The sequence below is a fragment of the Bythopirellula sp. genome (genome assembly GCF_041737835.1).
In the GTDB taxonomy this organism is placed as follows: domain Bacteria; phylum Planctomycetota; class Planctomycetia; order Pirellulales; family Lacipirellulaceae; genus Bythopirellula.
Window position 1 is genome coordinate 23,622 of sequence record NZ_JBGSQY010000024.1, and the last position, 17,037, is coordinate 40,658.

The window sequence follows — 17,037 nt, forward strand, 5'->3', positions numbered from 1 at the left end:
TGACTGCGTAAAACGTCGTGCCGCGCGACGCACTCAACTAATGACAATATGAACATTTGTTCACATAGCGGATTATCATAGCGGCTGAGAAAGGAAGTACAAGCAATTCACTCAAAAACCTCCAGATCGCTACGGGCTGATAAAAAACGCGGAATTTGCCGGGAAAACCACACAATTCCACTGGAAAGTGACAAGCTGCTGTCACTGGAAACGAAAAACGCCCAGGGTTTGCAATCCCTTGGGCGTTTGATTTTCTTGTTGTTACTGGCCCAACTCACGCGGCTTTGCGGAACGGGGTCGTCGCGGGTGCTTCGGTTTCCACTTCGTCCACGGCCGGATGGATCCGCAGAGCCACCCGGGGCGGGCTGCGGCGTTCTTGAATGAAACCACGCGTGCCGGTGCGGAAGAATTCGGCAAACTCGGTGGCGATTCCCTGCGTGAAACGTTGTTCGAGCGTCTCGACCATTTCGTTGAATGTCAGCCCTTCGCGGTAAATCACGCGGTAGGCGGCTTTGAGCTCCAAAATTTCAGGTCGGGTGACGCCGGCCCGATTCAAGCCAACGCGATTCAAACCGACGATGAGTGCGGTCCCCCCATCCGTCAACACGAACGGTGGCAGGTCTTGTACGACCTTCGTGCAACCGCCGACCATCGCCAACCGGCCGATGCGGCAGAATTGATGCACCGCCGCGTTGCCACCCAGCACCGCCCGATCGCCCACTTGCACGTGCCCACCCAGCATGACGCCGTTGGTCAAAATCACGCGGTTGCCGATGTTGCCGTCGTGAGCGATATGAGCACCCACCATGACCAAACAATCGTCGCCAATCGTGGTGTGATACCCCTCGTGCATAGCACGGTGAATTGTCACGTGTTCGCGAATCGTGTTGCGATTGCCGATTCGTACGCCACCGATTTTTTCGGGGGCACGCGTGTGTTGAGGCAATCCGCCGATGACGGCCCCTTCGCAAACGATATTTTCACAACCAACGCTTACACCCGATTTAATCGTAACGTGGCCCACGAGCCGCGTGCGGTCGCCGATTTCGGCCCCGGGCTCAACAATCGAAAACGGGCCAATCTCAACGTTGGCACCGATGCGTGCCTCACTGCTCACAATCGCGCTAGGGTGGATCATCACGATGGGTCCTCGTGTGGAAAGCTTGGCGGTAGGCGATCATTCCGGCGGGATGGCGTGATCGCGGCGAATCATTCACTGCTGGTAATATCGGATGCATGGGTTATAGGGGGTTAAGATTTGGTCTTTGATTCAACGGCGGGTGTGACAACCCGCGAGGAGTGCTAGCAACAGCGTGAAATCGCATTCTGGTAAAGACTTAGTGCAACGGACCCCTGGGCGAAGAGTGCTATCGCGCGTTAAACTCAACGCTTGCAGACAACCTGTGAATCAAGCTAAAGGCGGCACTGTGCGGGAGGAATCATGAGCGACGAACACAAACTCTACGACGAAGCGGATCAACACAAAGCGGCGGGCGAACTCGAACTGGCCGCCAGCAAGCTCGAACAAGCGATCGCCAAGAACGAAGAATTCGCGCTGGGCCACTCGGCACTCGCCGTTGTGCTGCAAAAAATGGGCAAGCACGAAGAAGCCCTCGCACACGCCAAACGCGTCGCGGAGCTCGAACCGATGGACCCGTTTAGTTACACCGCGCTGAGCGTCACCTATCAACGCGCCTACGCGGGCACCGGCAACATGGATTACATTCGCATGGCGGAAGACGCCATGGAACGCAGCCGGCAATTAAGCTCGGGAATGTAAGAAGTTTTCAGGCGCTAGCTGCTAGGCGCGAGAAAATTCTAGCGCCTAGCTTCTAACGACTAACATCTCTCTACGCTTGCGGCTTCGCCACGACGCGCTTCTGCACGTCGACTTCCAACACGCCGAAGGCCTGCTCATGCCGCTGCACCGACAAATGCAAAGCATGCAGCAAACGCTTGGCGGTGTAGTAGTTCGTGACCAAACGCTGCGTAATGATCACTGGCTCAGACGGCACGCCAAAGGGCTGCGCATTCAGGCCGAAATCGATAATCAATTCCTCGGGCGTGCCGGTCACGCGGCAAAAATTGGCATAAGACGTCGAAGCGTGGGTGTCGTCCACTTGTACGCGTTGTTGTTCGGGAGCGGGTTGTTTTTCGTCGGCCACGGGTATTTCTCCATTCGCTGTCTATTGAACGTTTGCCACTCTTAAATGGCACTTGAAAAGTGAATCAGCAAGTTTAAGCAATTGGATGGCTTAATTCCATCCCTGAGAATCGCTGCTGAAATCGGGTGACGTTTGCCCTCCGACACGGCCTTAGGGTCATTTCCCTTTCGCCGCGGGAGTGACGCTCAGAATCACACTTTCCGCATCCGTGCGAGGCGTCAGATAAGTCGCTGCTTTGCGAAGTTCATGCTTTTTTAACAGTCCTAAGTGTCGCGCTTCACCCCGTTCATCGACCCACTTACGCCCCTTGATCAAAAGCAACCGATCAAACGCCTTCCAATGCGGCTCAACCCACCGCAAGATTTTCGCCAGAGCCGCTACGGCCCGCGCGACGAGTGTATCAAAGGTTTGCAGTTCGAGCACTTCTTCGGCCCGACAGGCGTAAACTGACACGGGAATGTTGAGTTCCACAACCATCGCCTCAACGACTTTGGCCTTTTTCTGCATCGACTCGCAAACGCTCACTCGCAAATCAGGGCGGCAGATCGCGATGATCAAGCCCGGCACGCCACCCCCGGTGCCAATGTCGAGAACTCTTTCGCGCTTTCCGATCAATTTCGCGAGTTCCCAACTATCGACAACGTCACGCGTGACGAATTTTTCGAGTGTCGTATGCCGCGTGAGGTTGAGTTGTTCGTTCCATTGCCATAACAACTCGCGGTAACGATCCAGCGTTTTAATTTGCTCGTCGGTGAGTTCAATCCCCACATCACGCAATGCGGTAGCCAAGTCGGTGGTGTACGTTTCGTCGGTCATAAAACCAGTATATGATTTACCCGCGGCGCTTGCACCGTGCCCATGAAATTTCATTTCGGCCACTTGTGGCTTAGCGCTTATGTTCGGCATTCTCAACATCAACAAACCGCCCGGCTGGACGTCGCGCGATGCCGTCAATCGCATCCAGAAACTCGTCCGCCCGGCTAAGGTCGGCCACGCCGGCACACTTGACCCACTCGCCACGGGCGTACTCGTCGTTTGTATTGGACCAGCCACGCGGCTTATCGAATACGTCCAGCAGATGCCCAAAGAATATCGCGGCACGTTCTTGCTGGGCCGCAGTAGCGCCAGCGACGACACCGAAACCGAAATCACCGAGCTTGCTGGTGCTACCGTCCCCACACGGTCAGATATCGAAGCCGCCTTGCCACAATTTCTCGGCCGCATCGACCAGATTCCTCCCGCTTATTCCGCGGTAAAGATCGCTGGCCAACGCGCCTATGCCCTGGCTCGCAAGGGTGCGGACTTTACAATCACTCCCCGCCCCGTCGAAATTCACGCAATCGAAATCACGAACTACGAATACCCCCAACTTGAACTGATGATCCGTTGCGGCAGTGGCACGTACATCCGCAGCTTGGGCCGCGATCTGGCAGCCCGTTTGGGCACCGCCGCTGTTATGAGTGAACTCACGCGCACGCGAATTGGCACGTTCTGCGTTGACGATGCACTCTCTGTCAACTATTTAACGCTGGATCAGATTCAAGAGCACCTTCAATCTCCCGCCCAAGCTGTGAGCCATCTGCCCCGTTTCGAATTGACCGCCAACCAACTCCAAGAATTGCGCTACGGCCGACCGTTTTCTAGCGACTCACTAACCGAATGTGCCGCCTTTGATGAACAGGGCAACTTGATCGCGTTGCTCACACCCAAGTCGCCCGGCCTGCTCAAACCGCACATCAATTTTGCCCCGTCGGCATGATCGTTATTTCCGCGCCGGTATCTCTTCACACTTGAGGGCTAGGCACATGAATTCGGGAACAAACTTGCCTATTTCGCGTGAATAATTGATCGCCGTACCAATCTCCTGCACTTGGAGCTGAAATTGGAAAGCAACACGCGAGCCGCATCTGCCGGTTGTGCCTGCCACTTCCGTTCTAGGAGTCCTCCCTCCCAGGGAATCCGTAGCGCGAACGTGACACAAGTTGGACTGCCGACTCGCGGCGTGTCGAAATGAATAGAACCAACGCGTCTGCGCGAGCGATGCGTTGACAACATGACACCAGGATGGACAACCAGGGAAACACTTCGGGCACGGATGGGCCCCGCGATCGGTCCGCGACTGTCATGATGGCAGAGCGGACGAGACCATGGATCGTAGACCACTGATGTTCGAAAACCGTAGTTTGCGAATCGACCTGATGACGCTGGCACTCTTGGCAGTGACGGCGTTGCTGGGCATTTCGCTATTCACATACGACCCGCTCGATCCTCCCAGCACGCTGGTGCTGCCCGCTCGCGCTGAGTTCGCGAACGCCGTCGGCCCCATCGGTGCGTACGTCTCACACTATCTGTTTGAAAGCGTCGGCGTCGGGGCTTACTACGTCGTTGGTTCGCTCTCCGTATTGTCGGTTGTGCTGCTTATGCGGCGTGGTATCGATCAACCGATCGTGCGAGCCGTCGGCTGGGCCCTTTCGTTGTTGGCTCTGAGCACGCTCTCGAACATGGTGATGCCCGCGGGCAGTCCCGGCCCTGAAATCGGCCCCGGCGGATTCTTAGGCGCGATGGGCAGCGCCCTACTGGAATCGCACTTCGCCACCATTGGCGCTTACATTCTTTCGCTCAGCGTGTTGCTCGCTGGCTGGCTGTTGTGTACCGATTACTTCCTGTTCCGCGTGGCGGCGGTGACAACCGTTGCCTCAGGCCGAGGAATCGCCACATTGGGTCAGGTCGGCCAATCCCTGAAAGCAGCCAACAAAAAACGCCCCGCCACCGATGTCGAAAACGGCATCGAAGAAGACTCCGAAGAGTACGAATACGATTACGAAGAGGAATCTTCTGACGAGGGCGAATGGGAATACGAATACGAAGATGAGGAATCCGAAGACGCCGAAGCCCCCGAAGAGGAAGAGGTCGAGCTAACAGTCCGCACCCCCGCAACCAAACAAGAAGAAGCCGCCGGCGAGCCCGCTTCAGCGGGCGGCGTGGGTAGCGCTGATGAACAGGAAGAGACCGAACAACCCCAAGCCCCCCCCACCCTCAAAGAAAAACTGGGCCTGGGCAAAGGCAAGAGTCTCCTCAAAAAGAGCGAGCGCGAAGAAGTCATCAGCCAGCTCGATGCCGCCGATCTTCGTCAGCCCGACACGAATTTCGATTACGAACTCCCGCCGCTTGATCTGCTGCTGGAACCTGAAAACGTCAGCTACGACGAGCACGAGAAGGAAGTCCGCCGCAAGGCTCGCATCCTGGAAAAGACGTTCAAGAACTTCGGGTTCAACGTAAAGGTCGTGGAGATCGAAACGGGCCCGGTGATTGCCCAGTACGAAGTGCAGCTCGAAGCCGGCCTCCGTTTAGCCAAGATCACAAACCTGTCCGATGATCTGGCGATCGCGCTGCGCGTGCCGAGCGTACGTATCGTCGCGCCGATTCCCGGCAAGAATACCGTCGGTATCGAAGTCCCCAACGAAAACCGCCAACTCGTGCGTTTGCGCGAAGTGATCGAAGAATCCAACGGCCACGCCCGGCGGATGAAGATCCCCATTTACTTGGGCAAAGACGTGTCGGGCAATCCGCTCGTGGTCGATCTCACTTCGCTACCGCACTTGCTGATCGCAGGCCGCACCGGTACCGGTAAAAGCGTGTGCCTCAACTCGATCATCCTGTCGATGTTGATGAGCCGCGGTCCCGATGAAGTGCGCATGTTGATGATCGACCCCAAAATGGTGGAGCTCAGCGGCTATCGCAAGTTGCCGCATTTGATGCATCCGGTCGTGACCGACATGAAGAAGGCTGAGGCGATACTTTCCTGGGCCGTCGACAAGATGGAAGAGCGCTACGCGCTGTTGGCTCGCGCGGGCGTTCGGCACATCACCGTGTTCAACCAACTGAGCGACGAGGAACTCCGCGAGCGAATCGATCCCGTGAGCGAAGCCGAATGGGAAGTGATTCCCAAGCAGTTGCCGTTCATCGTGATTGTGGCCGACGAAATCGCCGACTTGATGATGACCGCCGGCAAAGACGTGGAACAGCACATTATCCGGCTGGCCCAAAAGAGCCGTGCGGTGGGCATCCACTTGATTCTCGCCACGCAGAAACCGACCGTCGACGTGATCACCGGCTTGATCAAATCGAACTTGCCGGCGCGCATTGCCTTCCAAGTCGCAAGCCGCACTGACAGCCGCGTGGTGCTCGATGAAATGGGCGCGGATAAACTTTTGGGCAACGGCGATATGCTGTTCCTTTCACCGGGAACAAGCCAGTTGCTCCGTGGCCAGGGGACGTACCTTTCCGACGACGAAATCACCCGCGTGGTCGACTTTGTCGGCACCGATGCGCCGCAATTCGCCAAGGAACTCATCGAGCTTAAGACCAAAGACGAAGAAGAAGCCGCCAGCACGCCGGGACAACTCAAGAATCGCGATGAGCTGTATGAAGCCGCCGTCGATATCGTGGTCCGTGAGCGTCGTGGCAGCGTGTCGCTGTTGCAGCGTTGCTTAGGAATCGGTTACGGCCGTGCCGCCCGTTTGATTGACTTCATGGCCGAGGACGGCATTGTGGGTGAATACAACGGTTCGCAAGCGCGTGAAGTGGCGATCTCGATCGAAGATTGGGAAGCCATGCAATCCGGCGGTGCTGAACAAGCCAAGGCTGGTCCAACAACTGCGGTAACAACTCCGCCCAAGCCCAAGCGTGTGAACAAAGTCGTCCCCGGCACAGACGAGCCCAGCGACATCGAAGACGGCGAGCCCCCCTACTCAAGCAACTCAGCAGCAGGCGGCGAAGAAGAAAATGAAGTTGCCGAAGACCCCTCGGAACTCGATTACGAAGTCGAAGACGAATCCGAAGTCGACGAGATCCAAGACGCCGAATACGACTACGAAGAAGAGCTTGAGGAAGAGCCCGGCGAGCCCGCTTCAGCGGGCGGCGACGATGAAGTCAACAACGAAACCGAAGACGAAGAAGACTACGAATACGAGGAAGAAGACGAACTCGATTCCGACACCGAGGAATCCGACGACGAGGACGACCTCTGGAGCGAAGACGAAGATGACGACGAGCAAAACAAGCTCGCCGACACGGCCTAAGTATTAAAAACACCAAGCCGCGATTCAACGAATCGCGGCTTGGTAAGTTTTTACGAACGAAATTCTGCGACTACCGCTGCGCTGCGGCCCGTGGCGCGGCCCGCTGCTGCTCGGGTGCATCTTCCACCATCGAATGGAGCATCGTGCCAATGAGAGCCGTCGTTTGGCCCTCAGCGCCGTTACCGCCCCCCGTGACCATCACCCGCGGTGTGATCATGATGTTTTTCTCGCCCACGATGTTTAAGAACTCCACGAGCGCCGCATTGTTGCTGCCAATCTGCTCGGCAATCAACTTGTAAGCCGCAGCTTGGGCTTCGGCTTTGATTTCCACGGCCTCGGCTTCCGCCTGGGCGGCGATCACCTGCTTCTGCTTATCGTTCTCGGCGATCTTCACCGCATAAGCCGCTGTTGCGAGGCGCTTTTCTTCTTCGGCTTCTTGTTCTGTCTTCGTGAGTTGCTTCTTTTGCTCGGCGGCACGCTGCTGCTCGTTGAAAGTTTCCTGCTCTTGCAATGCGATTTCACGGTCAGTTTGTGTTTTCAACAACGCACCAAGTGTCTCCTCATTGCCCACGTCGCCAATCCGCACGGCTGTGATCGTCACGCCGATGTTTTTCAATTCCTCTTTGAGCATGGTTTCCGATTGGCTTTCCTGGTGCGAACGCTGCTTCACATAGTCGAGCGCCTTCACCCCTTCGGCGTTGTTGCGAAAGATCGCCCGCACGGCGGAGTCCATCACGGTCCGCAAACCTTCTTGATCGTCACCCACCGTGGCCACCAACAGCGGCGCATCCTCGGGATGAATTTCAAACTCCACGCGGACGTCGACGGGGAACGTAAAACCGTCGGAAGTACGCACCATAATTTCCCGCTCTTCAGCCGTATCAGACCGTGGACCTTGCCGCGACGTGTACAGAACGATGTGCTTCTTGGTGGAGATCTTGGTGACTTCATACGCCTTGGGATTAATGTATTCCTGACCTTCAGGCAGTGGTTCGCGCCAAATACCCCGCTGACCACGAGCCGCCAAATGTCGGGCCATCGCTTCTTGACCTTCGACTTCAACGGCTGCCGAGCTATCACCGACATTCGACTTCACGACGCCCACGGTCGCTTTTTCAATCGTCGTGGCAGGTTCGATCTTCATTTCAAACAGCTTCGGGTTGATACGATACGACCCCGGCTTGAGAACTGAAGTCTGCGGTCCCTTATAGCCGCCCCCTTCACCCAAAAAGTACTCGGCGTCCTGCGCCATCAATCCTTCTTTGGATTCTTCCCACTCGGGTGCATAAGCGGTGCCGCGCGGCAACGGCTTGCCGTCCGACGCATTGAGAATTCCGACGCTGCCCGCGGGAACGGTTTGCACTTCGGTGATATCAATATCGTAAATGAACGGCCAATACCAAGGATGCCAGCCCGGCGGCAGAATGCGCGCCTGCGGGCCCTTTTCGCCATTCGTGGCAATAATCTTTCCTGGCGGCAACGAAGTGAAACCAATGTTCTTGGTCACGACGCCGATTTGGTTTTCGCTCACAAAGCGGAACGATGCCAACGTGAAGAACGACATCATCACCAGCAGTGCGACGACCAACCCCGCCAAGCGCAGTTCAACGGACTGCAACTTAGCGACACTCGCCACGATCATGGCAGACAACACAACACCCACAATGACAAACAACAAAGACATATTCAGTTCCCCCCTTAAAATCGGCTTGCACAAACTTAGCTCAGCCAGGCCCAGGACTCACGGCTTCCTGCCGCAATTCGGTCCCTTGAGAGCGTATTCGCCGCAGTGCAGGCAGTCTTGCGAAGATTCGCCTTGGCCACGGGAAAGGAATATAACGATTTTGGCGACTTCGCGTTGAACCTTTCCTTCACAATGCGAGTCTGGAATGGCAGCCCGTGCCCCTTCCAAGGCCGCCAAAGGGCCCCTGAGTTGCTTCCGCCCCCACAGGCAGGTAAACTTAGGTGATCAGCCGAAACACACTTTATCCTCCGAAACTTGCCATGCTGTCCGTCGCTTCCAACTCGATTTCGCGAATGAGCATCGAGATTATTGCGATCAGCATTATTATTGGCGGCAAGCCTCGGGGTTGAAGTCGGCAGACAACCGAAACACACGACAACCCTGAGCCCCCAAGGCCTCAGGGTTTTTTTTTTGTAGGAAGAGGTCGGAGGCGAGAGGCCAGAGGTCAGTATCCGAACGCAATAGGATTCAATCTTATGAGTGAAAATAAGCAAATCCGGTCACATCGCGATCTTAAAGTCTGGCAACTGGGCATAGAGATTGCCGAGTTGATCTATCAACTGACCATGACCTTTCCAGACGACGAAAAGTTTGGCCTAGTGAATCAACTACGTCGTGCGGCCGTGTCAGTACCAGCCAATATCGCTGAAGGCAACGCACGAGAATCAACAAAAGAGTATTTAAGATTTCTTTCCATTTCTATTGGATCACTCGCGGAAATTGAAACATTTCTTGAACTCGCCACAAGATTCCATTTTGGTGATCCACAAACAATCATTCAGCTCGATTCCCTGATTGGTGAAGAACGTCGCATGCTCCGAGGACTGCAACGCTCTCTCAAATCAAAACTCAATAATCCCTGATCTCCTACTACTGACCTCCGGCCTCTCACCTCTGACCTCTCATATGACACACATCCAAATCTACGACACCACTCTCCGCGACGGCGCCCAAGGCGAAGGCGTTAACTTTTCTCTCGAGGACAAAGTTCTCATCGCGCATCGGCTCGATGAGTTTGGCTTCGATTTCGTCGAGGGGGGCTATCCCTTGTCGAATCCCAAGGACGCCGAGTTCTTCCAGCGGATCGCCGAGAATCCGCTTAAACACAGCCGGGTCTGTGCCTTCGGTATGACCCGGCGAAAGGGGATGAAACCGGGCGACGACGTCGGCATGAAGGCGCTTCTCGATGCCCAAACACCCGTCGTCACGATCGTCGGCAAGACTTCCGATTTTCAGGTCAAGGAAGTGCTCGGCGTATCCTTGGAAGAAAATTTGGCGATGATCCGCGAGACAATCGCCTACTTGCGCGAACAAGGCCGTGATGTGATTTACGATGCAGAACACTTTTTCGACGGCTGGAAACGAAATCCCGAATACGCGGCGCTGACGATCCGAACCGCTGCGGAAGCAGGCGCTTCGACTATTGTCATGTGCGACACCAACGGCGGCACGATGCCCGAGGAAATCGCCGCCATCACCTGTGAGGCCGGCGCAAAAATCGACAAGCCTCTCGGCATCCATACCCATAACGACTGTGAACTCGCGGTGGCAAATTCGCTGGCCGCCGTCGATGCGGGTGCCGTCCAAGTGCAAGGCACGATCAACGGCCTCGGCGAACGCTGCGGCAACGCCGATTTGATTTCCGTGGTCGCGAATCTCGCACTCAAGAAAAAAGGCTACGAAGTCCTCACCGGCGAGCCGTCAGCGCCCGGAGTTTCCCCCGTCGCCCATCTCACCGAGCTATCCCGCTACGTGTACGAAATCGCCAACATGCACTTCCGCGTGAATCAGCCCTATGTCGGCCCCAGCGCGTTTGCCCACAAAGGGGGCATGCACGTCCACGCGGTCGCCAAGATCGCCTCCAGCTACGAGCATATCGACCCCACGAAAGTCGGCAACGAACGCCGCATCCTCGTGAGCGAGCTTTCCGGCCGGTCGAACATCATCGCGCTCGCCACAAAGATGAATCTGCAGAACGACAAAGCCCTGATGGATCGCGTGCTGCAGCAGGTGGTCGACCTGGAGAATCGCGGTTATCAATTCGAAGCCGCCGAAGCGTCGTTTGATTTGCTCGTTCGCAAAGCCGCGGGCATTCACAAGCCTCACTTCGAGCTGATGCACTATCGCACGAGCGTGGTCAACCGAAATGGCACGCCCATCACCGAAGCTACGGTCAAGCTCGCAGTCAACGGCCAACACCTTCACGAAGTCGCTGAAGGAGATGGCCCCGTCAACGCGCTCGATGCAGCGCTGCGTAAAGCGCTCAACGGCCAGTTCCCAAGCCTGAACCAGATGCACCTCGTCGATTACAAAGTGCGCGTGATCAACTCCGACGCCGCTACTGCCGCGAGCGTCCGCGTCGTCATCGAAAGCCAAGACGACACCGGCACCTGGGGCACCGTCGGCGTGCACGAGAATGTCATCGAAGCCAGTTGGCAAGCGCTCGTCGACAGTATCGAGTACAAACTCTGCAAGGACAACAAAAGTTAGCCGGCAGCGTCCCGCTGCCGATCCCCAGTTCCGCGTGCAAAATCCCCTCCGCTACTTCATCTCGAACAATCCCGGCTCGGGAGTTTCGATCTCGTAGCTGGCACGCTCAACGGTGGAGCTCTCCTCATCTTCGGAGGAATCGTCGCGGTCGCGCATCACCAGTTCGCGTCCGACTTCCGGCAATGCGTTCACGCGGAAGCGACTTTCCATCGCGCCGGTCTGCTTAGCTTGCTGCAGCATCTGCACGACGTCGGGATAGTTGCCGCCGAGTTCGACCACCGCACGGATGACTTCCTCGACGTTGGTCGAAACGATCCGTTGTTGCGTCGTCTCGCCGAAGTTGCTCACCTTGATCTGCCCACCGGACAGGCCGTTCACGAGAATCTTCGGACCGGCATCAAGCACGAGCGGTAATTTCAGTTCATGATCGCGTCCGAAGAACACGATCTCTGGCCGGTGGCTACTAGTCACATGGATCAGGGGATCACCTTCCAGATCGAGTACGTGCAGCTTGAATTTTCCCTTGAAATCCTTGCCTTGCAAGAATCCATCCGCAGGAGCCATCGCCGTCATGGCACGGAAGGCCCCGTAGCGTGTTTCGGCGCTCTTCACGTTGAGCAGCGACCGCAACCCGTCGTATGCGGCACCATCGTCCATAGCGCTCAAAGCGGCCAACGCATGGACACGAAACGCCGGTTCCTCACGGGCGACATACACCAAAGGCTCCACGGCCTCGGTCACGTCGAGATAGGCCAAGGCTTCGGCGGTATAGAAGCGAACTTCGGGATCTTCGGATTTCAGACCTTCGAGCAAAATCTCTTTAGCCTGATCGCTACCGACCGCTTCCAACCGAATCGCCGCGTCGGCCGCGGTCACAGGATCAAGCAATTGCTTCTTCAACAGCTCCAACCGCGATTGCAATTCACTGGGCGTTTCGTTGATCGCGATACTGCGAACGACCCGCATATAGCGGCCGACGTTGTCTTTGTAGCGCGGATGCAATTCGAGTTCGAGAAATTCGTCGGTCTTGGGCGTGGCCACGCCGCGCTGTTGGCCGTCGACGTAACTGTAAAACCGATTGTTGACCGCTTTGCCAACGGCTTGGCTCAAACGGATCGACTGATGTTCGCTATTGATGATCAGGCCCAGATTGCGGTCCTTCGACGCCACGCCGCCACCCAAGATACGCCCCTGCCGCGCAAGCACGGGATCTTTCTTAATCTCCGCGTTGGGATCAACCAGCACGGACCCCATCGCAGCTCCCAAGGTATGGCCCTTGCGAAGTTGATCACCGAGCACGGCTGTTTCCGTGAGAGGTGTTTCCAGCAAATGCCCGCCACGCAAACTGGTCGTGTTGCTTTTCGAAGGGCTGCGCACTTCGATGTCGAAAGGATCGCCGGCACGAATGCCAGGACGTTGGAAACCGCGCACCAAGACCAACGCCGTATTCGGCGAGGCGAGAATTTTATTGGGATTCTCGATGCCGCGGCGATTCATTTCGGCGAGCAAGGCAGCTCGCTGCGGCGAAGGGGGAGGATCTTCTCCCGTGCCAGCCAACCCCGTGACCAACGACACGGCCTCGACTTTGACATAGTTCAAACCGTAAGGCTGCGTAACGCTCCCCACGAGCGACATATCAGCCCTCGAAGCCTCGGCTTCCTTATCCAGCGTGGGACTTTGCTGCCTTAGAATCGGGCCCATGCAACCCGACCACAAACCCACGGCGATCAAGGTGATCACAATGTCCGTTCGATTGCCCAGCTTCGTTCGGCGGGTCAGTGCAGGCCTCATGCAAAGCGTCTCCTACGCATCGTAAAACAAACATGGCTCCCGCGCACCACTTCCTGTGGGGAGAGCGTCAAGCGGTGGGAGATTACGAAGAGCGGCAAGCTGGGTCAAGACAACCCCTGCCAGCACCAGCACAGCATGATGCTAGCGACAAGCGGATCTCACGGCGGGTCGTAGCCGCCATGATTCCAGGGATGACAGCGGGTAATTCGCCGCACACCCATCAACGAGCCACGAACCGCACCATACTTCTTGACCGCTTCAATGAAATAGACGCTGCATGTCGGCTCGAAACGGCAACATCGCCCCAGCAGCGGGCTGATCGTCCACTGATAGCACCGCACGCAGAAAATCAGCAGCATTGCCGGGACTTGCCGACAGGCCGACCACACGGCGTTCATGTCGTCTCCTTGTTCTCGCGCTGCAATCGCTTGGCGAGCCGCAAAGAAATCGCCTGAAAAGATTGTTGCAAGTCGGCAACGCTCGGTACCGTCTTACCCCGTGGCACGACGCAAAAGTCACACGCGGGAAGATCAGACCTGACTAGCCGAAACGCCTCACGCAAGGCACGTTTCCAACGGTTCCGCGCGACCGCGTTGCCGCACTTCCGGGAAACGACCAATCCCAACCGCGGTTCATGCGTCGCACCGAGGGCCGCGTGCAGCACGATGTGGTCGTCGCTCGCCACGCACCGCCGCTTAAAGACCCGATCGAATTCGGCGGGCTTCAGGAGTCGAGCCGATTTGGGAAATCCGAATTCTTTCATCAGCCTTGCCGTGAGGTTACGACACAACCGTGTCATCTGTGCCGACGGTGTCGTCACCCGAAAACGTTTCCGAAGAATTCGCCGATTGCATCCGGTCCGACACGGGCCGTTGTGGCGGTTGGGTCCGTGGCAAGATCACATCGGGTGGCACCACCGGCCCACGACGTTCGTGTCCCTGACGGCGTACCCAATGCCCAAGCAGCATCGTGCCCACGATCAGCAGCATGCCGAGCAGCAGAATCCCAAGCAAGGCCATCAAGATGATCGTGCGTGTCGGCTCGGGAACTTTGCGTTCCGCCTGCTGTGCGAAGAGCAATCCATCGACGATCGCAGGGATTACCATCGCAACTCTGACCGCGGATTCTGGGGATACTTCTTCAAGATCTCAACAAGTTGTTCACGATCGTCCGGCGAAATATCCTTCGGCACAACGACCATCACTTCGGCAAACAAGTCGCCGACTTCACCGTTGGAATGTTTCACACCCTGCCCTTTCACGCGCAATTTGCCGCCACTCGAAGTACCGGGTGGGACCGTGAGCGTGATCGTACCGTTCGGGGTCGGCAGGTCGATCTTCGCACCACCGATGGCTTCGGCAAGCGTGATCGGCACGCGCACATCGAGCCGATTGCCTTGGCGGCGATAATGGGGATGCGGCGCGACATCCACCTTGATCAACAGATCACCGGCCGCGCCACCCGATTCACTTTCCTCGCCCTTCCCACGCAGGCGAATCTTTTTACCCGGCTCGATCCCCGCGGGAATCTTCACCCGCAACGATTCGGTCGTGCCATCCACGCGCTGTAACGAAATCTGGGCTTCGCCACCCAGCACGGCCGTGGCAAACGGCACGGTGAGTGTGTGTTCGATGTTGTGTCCCTTGGTGGGAGCAGCCCGCTTGTTCTTTTGCTTGAAGGTTTTGAAGAGATCGGCAAACCCGCCACCACCGACGCCGCCGCCCATTCCCGCGCCGCCGCCGAACAGATCGTCCAAATTCACTTCAAAGCCACCGGCTCCCGGGCCGCCCGCACCAGCCCAAGGATTCGGCCCACCTGGGCGCGGGCCACCTCCTCCACCGCCGCCGCCAAATGTTTCGTAGGCGTTTCCGTAACGGTCGTAGAGCTCGCGCTTCTGCGGATCGTTCAAGACATCGAACGCGGCCTGCACCTGTTGGAATTTTTCCTTGGCCTTAGTGTCGTTCGGATTGAGGTCGGGGTGATGCTTGCGAGCCATCTGGCGGTACGCCTTCTGGATTTCATCCGGCGTCGCCTGCCGACTCACCCCTAATGTTTCGTAATGATCTGCTGCCATGCGATTGAAATGCGAGGAATGGAAATCGGCCTGAATGACCTCATTTTACCGGTTGCCCCTGCGAAGGATAGCGGCCAAAAGTTCATCGTGCGTGCTAGACTTGCCATAGGTTCCTGGAATCGTCGTCTATGCCGATTACAAGTGTTTTGCGGGAGTTTCCGTTGTTAGTTCGAAGCATTGCCTGCCTACTCTGTGCCCTGCTGATCTCCATGAACGCCTCGCCCGCCTACTCCGCGGGCTACGACGGCGTGCTCACGATCAGCGTCGCCGAGGAAGGTTCCGGCCAGCCCTTGCCTGTCCGCATGCAACTTCGCAAGTCGGGACGACCTGTCCGAGTGCGCGCCGCAGGAGCGATTGCCGTTGATGGTTATCTGGTGTTCGAAGGTTCCGTCACCCTGGAACTGAAGCAGGGCAACTATGAATTCTCCTTGGATGCCGGCCCCGAATTCCAAACCCGCGACGGCCATTTTTCCCTTGAGCGCCATGCCGACGACGAAACCGAAGTGCTTCTCGCGCGGCGAGTCAGCATGCGCGGCGAAGGCTGGTGGGGAGGAGACTTAGATGTGGCTCAACGGTTCGAGAACATGCCCCTCTTGATGCGTGCCGCGGGGATTGAATTCGTTCCAGTGATCACCGCTGAGAATGACAACGGCAAATGCCGGCAAGTTCGACAATCGCCTTCGGAGCAATTTTCCGAAATCTCGCCTCCCTTGTTTGGCCCCTGGGCTGCGGTCGACAACCGCCGTGGCAGTGGATTGCTGTTCGTGGGCATGCAACAACTGCCCCAAGTTTGCGAAGCATCAGCAACGGAATCGCCGCTAGCCATATTAAAAGCGGGCAGCGAAATGGGAGACGCGACCATCGCGCTCAGCCCGTTTGCTTGGGAACTCCCCGTGTGGATTGCCTCGGGCAAGCTCGAAGCCGTCAACATCATCAATCGCAACGCTCTGATCGATAAAACAATCGCCAACGAAAAAGGTGGTTACCCACGCGACAAAAAATTCTTTCCCGGTGCGATGGGCAATGGCCGTTGGAGCGAAGCGATTTATCACCATCTTTTGAATTGCGGCCTGCGCATCCCTCCCACCGCGGGAAGCGGCTCAGGCAGCAATGGCAATCCTCTCGGCGCGAACCGCGTGTACGCCTATTGTGGCGAACAATGCACCCCCGCCATTTGGCTTGAAGCGATGAAAGCGGGCCAAGTGATGGTCACCAACGGCCCGCTGCTCCGCACGAAAGTTGAAGGTCAACTCCCAGGGCATGTGTTTCCTACCGCCGTCGGCGAGGAGCGTGAGTTTCACATTTCGCTCAGCCTCACGTTCTACGAGAAAGCCGCCGTGGAGTATCTGGAAATCCTGCAAAATGGCGAAGTAGCGCATCAGATTCGGCTGAAAGATCTCGCGGAACGGCAAGGCCGTCTGCCGCCGATCAAGTTTGCCAACAGCGGGTGGTTCGCCGTGCGAGCGATGACGGGCAACACGAAAAATTATCAGTACGCCACGACCGGCCCGTACTACGTCGAACGCAACGGCCAACCGCGCATCAGCCGCCGCAGCGTGCAGTTCTTTATCGATTGGCTCGACGCGGCCAAAGAAGAATTTGCCGACGACGAAGCAATCCTGAAAGACTTCGCAGGCGCTCGACCTTTTTGGGAAGAGTTGCTCGCCAAGGCCAATGATGACTAGCAACCTG

General features: G+C 57.0%; 15 protein-coding genes. 6 read left to right on the forward strand and 9 right to left on the reverse strand.

Features of this window, described 5'->3' with window-relative positions; all coding sequences use genetic code 11:
• Window positions 1-274: 274 nt before the first annotated feature.
• Window positions 275-1,138 carry an acyl-ACP--UDP-N-acetylglucosamine O-acyltransferase gene (lpxA, locus tag AC6T8Q_RS07515; protein WP_500678560.1) on the reverse strand — a complete coding sequence of 288 codons (864 nt, stop codon included), beginning with the start codon at window positions 1,136-1,138 and terminating at the stop codon, window positions 275-277.
• Window positions 1,139-1,441: 303 nt separating this feature from the next.
• Between lpxA and AC6T8Q_RS07520 the strand changes: the two genes are divergently transcribed.
• Window positions 1,442-1,780 carry a tetratricopeptide repeat protein gene (locus AC6T8Q_RS07520; protein ID WP_496919801.1) on the forward strand — a complete coding sequence of 113 codons (339 nt, stop codon included), beginning with the start codon at window positions 1,442-1,444 and terminating at the stop codon, window positions 1,778-1,780.
• A 70-nt stretch (window positions 1,781-1,850) separates the two neighbouring features.
• Here AC6T8Q_RS07520 and AC6T8Q_RS07525 read toward each other — a convergent pair whose 3' ends face one another.
• Together AC6T8Q_RS07525 and rsmG are read right to left on the reverse strand one after the other, a co-directional pair.
• Window positions 1,851-2,165: a DUF3467 domain-containing protein gene (locus AC6T8Q_RS07525; RefSeq protein WP_500678487.1), complete on the reverse strand. Its 315-nt coding sequence runs from the start codon at window positions 2,163-2,165 to the stop codon at window positions 1,851-1,853.
• A gap of 156 nt (window positions 2,166-2,321) precedes the next feature.
• Window positions 2,322-2,981, reverse strand: coding sequence for a 16S rRNA (guanine(527)-N(7))-methyltransferase RsmG (gene rsmG / locus AC6T8Q_RS07530; RefSeq protein WP_496919803.1), 660 nt, complete (start codon window positions 2,979-2,981; stop codon window positions 2,322-2,324).
• A 79-nt stretch (window positions 2,982-3,060) separates the two neighbouring features.
• Here rsmG and truB point away from each other — a divergent pair, with 79 nt between their 5' ends.
• Both truB and AC6T8Q_RS07540 read left to right on the forward strand, forming a co-directional pair.
• The gene (gene truB, locus AC6T8Q_RS07535) at window positions 3,061-3,924 is read left to right on the forward strand and encodes a tRNA pseudouridine(55) synthase TruB (protein ID WP_500678488.1); all 864 of its coding nucleotides are present in this window, start codon (window positions 3,061-3,063) and stop codon (window positions 3,922-3,924) included.
• A 388-nt stretch (window positions 3,925-4,312) separates the two neighbouring features.
• Complete coding sequence (locus AC6T8Q_RS07540; protein ID WP_500678489.1) at window positions 4,313-7,246, forward strand: FtsK/SpoIIIE family DNA translocase; 2,934 nt, start codon at window positions 4,313-4,315, stop codon at window positions 7,244-7,246.
• A gap of 70 nt (window positions 7,247-7,316) precedes the next feature.
• On the opposite strand, the gene AC6T8Q_RS07545 is transcribed toward AC6T8Q_RS07540, so the two are convergent.
• The gene (locus AC6T8Q_RS07545) at window positions 7,317-8,930 is read right to left on the reverse strand and encodes an SPFH domain-containing protein (protein WP_500678490.1); all 1,614 of its coding nucleotides are present in this window, start codon (window positions 8,928-8,930) and stop codon (window positions 7,317-7,319) included.
• Between the two features lie 536 nt (window positions 8,931-9,466).
• Between AC6T8Q_RS07545 and AC6T8Q_RS07550 the strand changes: the two genes are divergently transcribed.
• Complete coding sequence (locus tag AC6T8Q_RS07550) at window positions 9,467-9,853, forward strand: four helix bundle protein (RefSeq protein WP_500678491.1); 387 nt, start codon at window positions 9,467-9,469, stop codon at window positions 9,851-9,853.
• Between the two features lie 43 nt (window positions 9,854-9,896).
• Window positions 9,897-11,480, forward strand: coding sequence for a citramalate synthase (gene cimA / locus AC6T8Q_RS07555; RefSeq protein ID WP_500678492.1), 1,584 nt, complete (start codon window positions 9,897-9,899; stop codon window positions 11,478-11,480).
• 51 nt (window positions 11,481-11,531) lie between these two features.
• Here cimA and AC6T8Q_RS07560 read toward each other — a convergent pair whose 3' ends face one another.
• The 5 genes from AC6T8Q_RS07560 to AC6T8Q_RS07580 form a co-directional block, all read right to left on the reverse strand.
• The gene (locus AC6T8Q_RS07560) at window positions 11,532-13,271 is read right to left on the reverse strand and encodes a HEAT repeat domain-containing protein (protein WP_500678493.1); all 1,740 of its coding nucleotides are present in this window, start codon (window positions 13,269-13,271) and stop codon (window positions 11,532-11,534) included.
• 158 nt (window positions 13,272-13,429) lie between these two features.
• The gene (gene yidD, locus AC6T8Q_RS07565; protein ID WP_500678494.1) at window positions 13,430-13,669 is read right to left on the reverse strand and encodes a membrane protein insertion efficiency factor YidD; all 240 of its coding nucleotides are present in this window, start codon (window positions 13,667-13,669) and stop codon (window positions 13,430-13,432) included.
• Complete coding sequence (gene rnpA / locus AC6T8Q_RS07570) at window positions 13,666-14,034, reverse strand: ribonuclease P protein component (RefSeq protein WP_500678495.1); 369 nt, start codon at window positions 14,032-14,034, stop codon at window positions 13,666-13,668. The genes yidD and rnpA overlap by 4 nt, the downstream gene beginning before the upstream one ends.
• A 16-nt stretch (window positions 14,035-14,050) precedes the next feature.
• Window positions 14,051-14,377: a hypothetical protein gene (locus AC6T8Q_RS07575; RefSeq protein ID WP_496919812.1), complete on the reverse strand. Its 327-nt coding sequence runs from the start codon at window positions 14,375-14,377 to the stop codon at window positions 14,051-14,053.
• Window positions 14,371-15,345, reverse strand: a complete 975-nt coding sequence (locus AC6T8Q_RS07580) for a DnaJ C-terminal domain-containing protein (protein WP_500678496.1) — start codon at window positions 15,343-15,345, stop codon at window positions 14,371-14,373. Before AC6T8Q_RS07580 ends, AC6T8Q_RS07575 begins: the two co-directional genes overlap by 7 nt.
• A 161-nt stretch (window positions 15,346-15,506) precedes the next feature.
• Here AC6T8Q_RS07580 and AC6T8Q_RS07585 point away from each other — a divergent pair, with 161 nt between their 5' ends.
• Window positions 15,507-17,030, forward strand: a complete 1,524-nt coding sequence (locus AC6T8Q_RS07585) for a CehA/McbA family metallohydrolase (RefSeq protein ID WP_500678497.1) — start codon at window positions 15,507-15,509, stop codon at window positions 17,028-17,030.
• Window positions 17,031-17,037 lie beyond the last annotated feature (7 nt).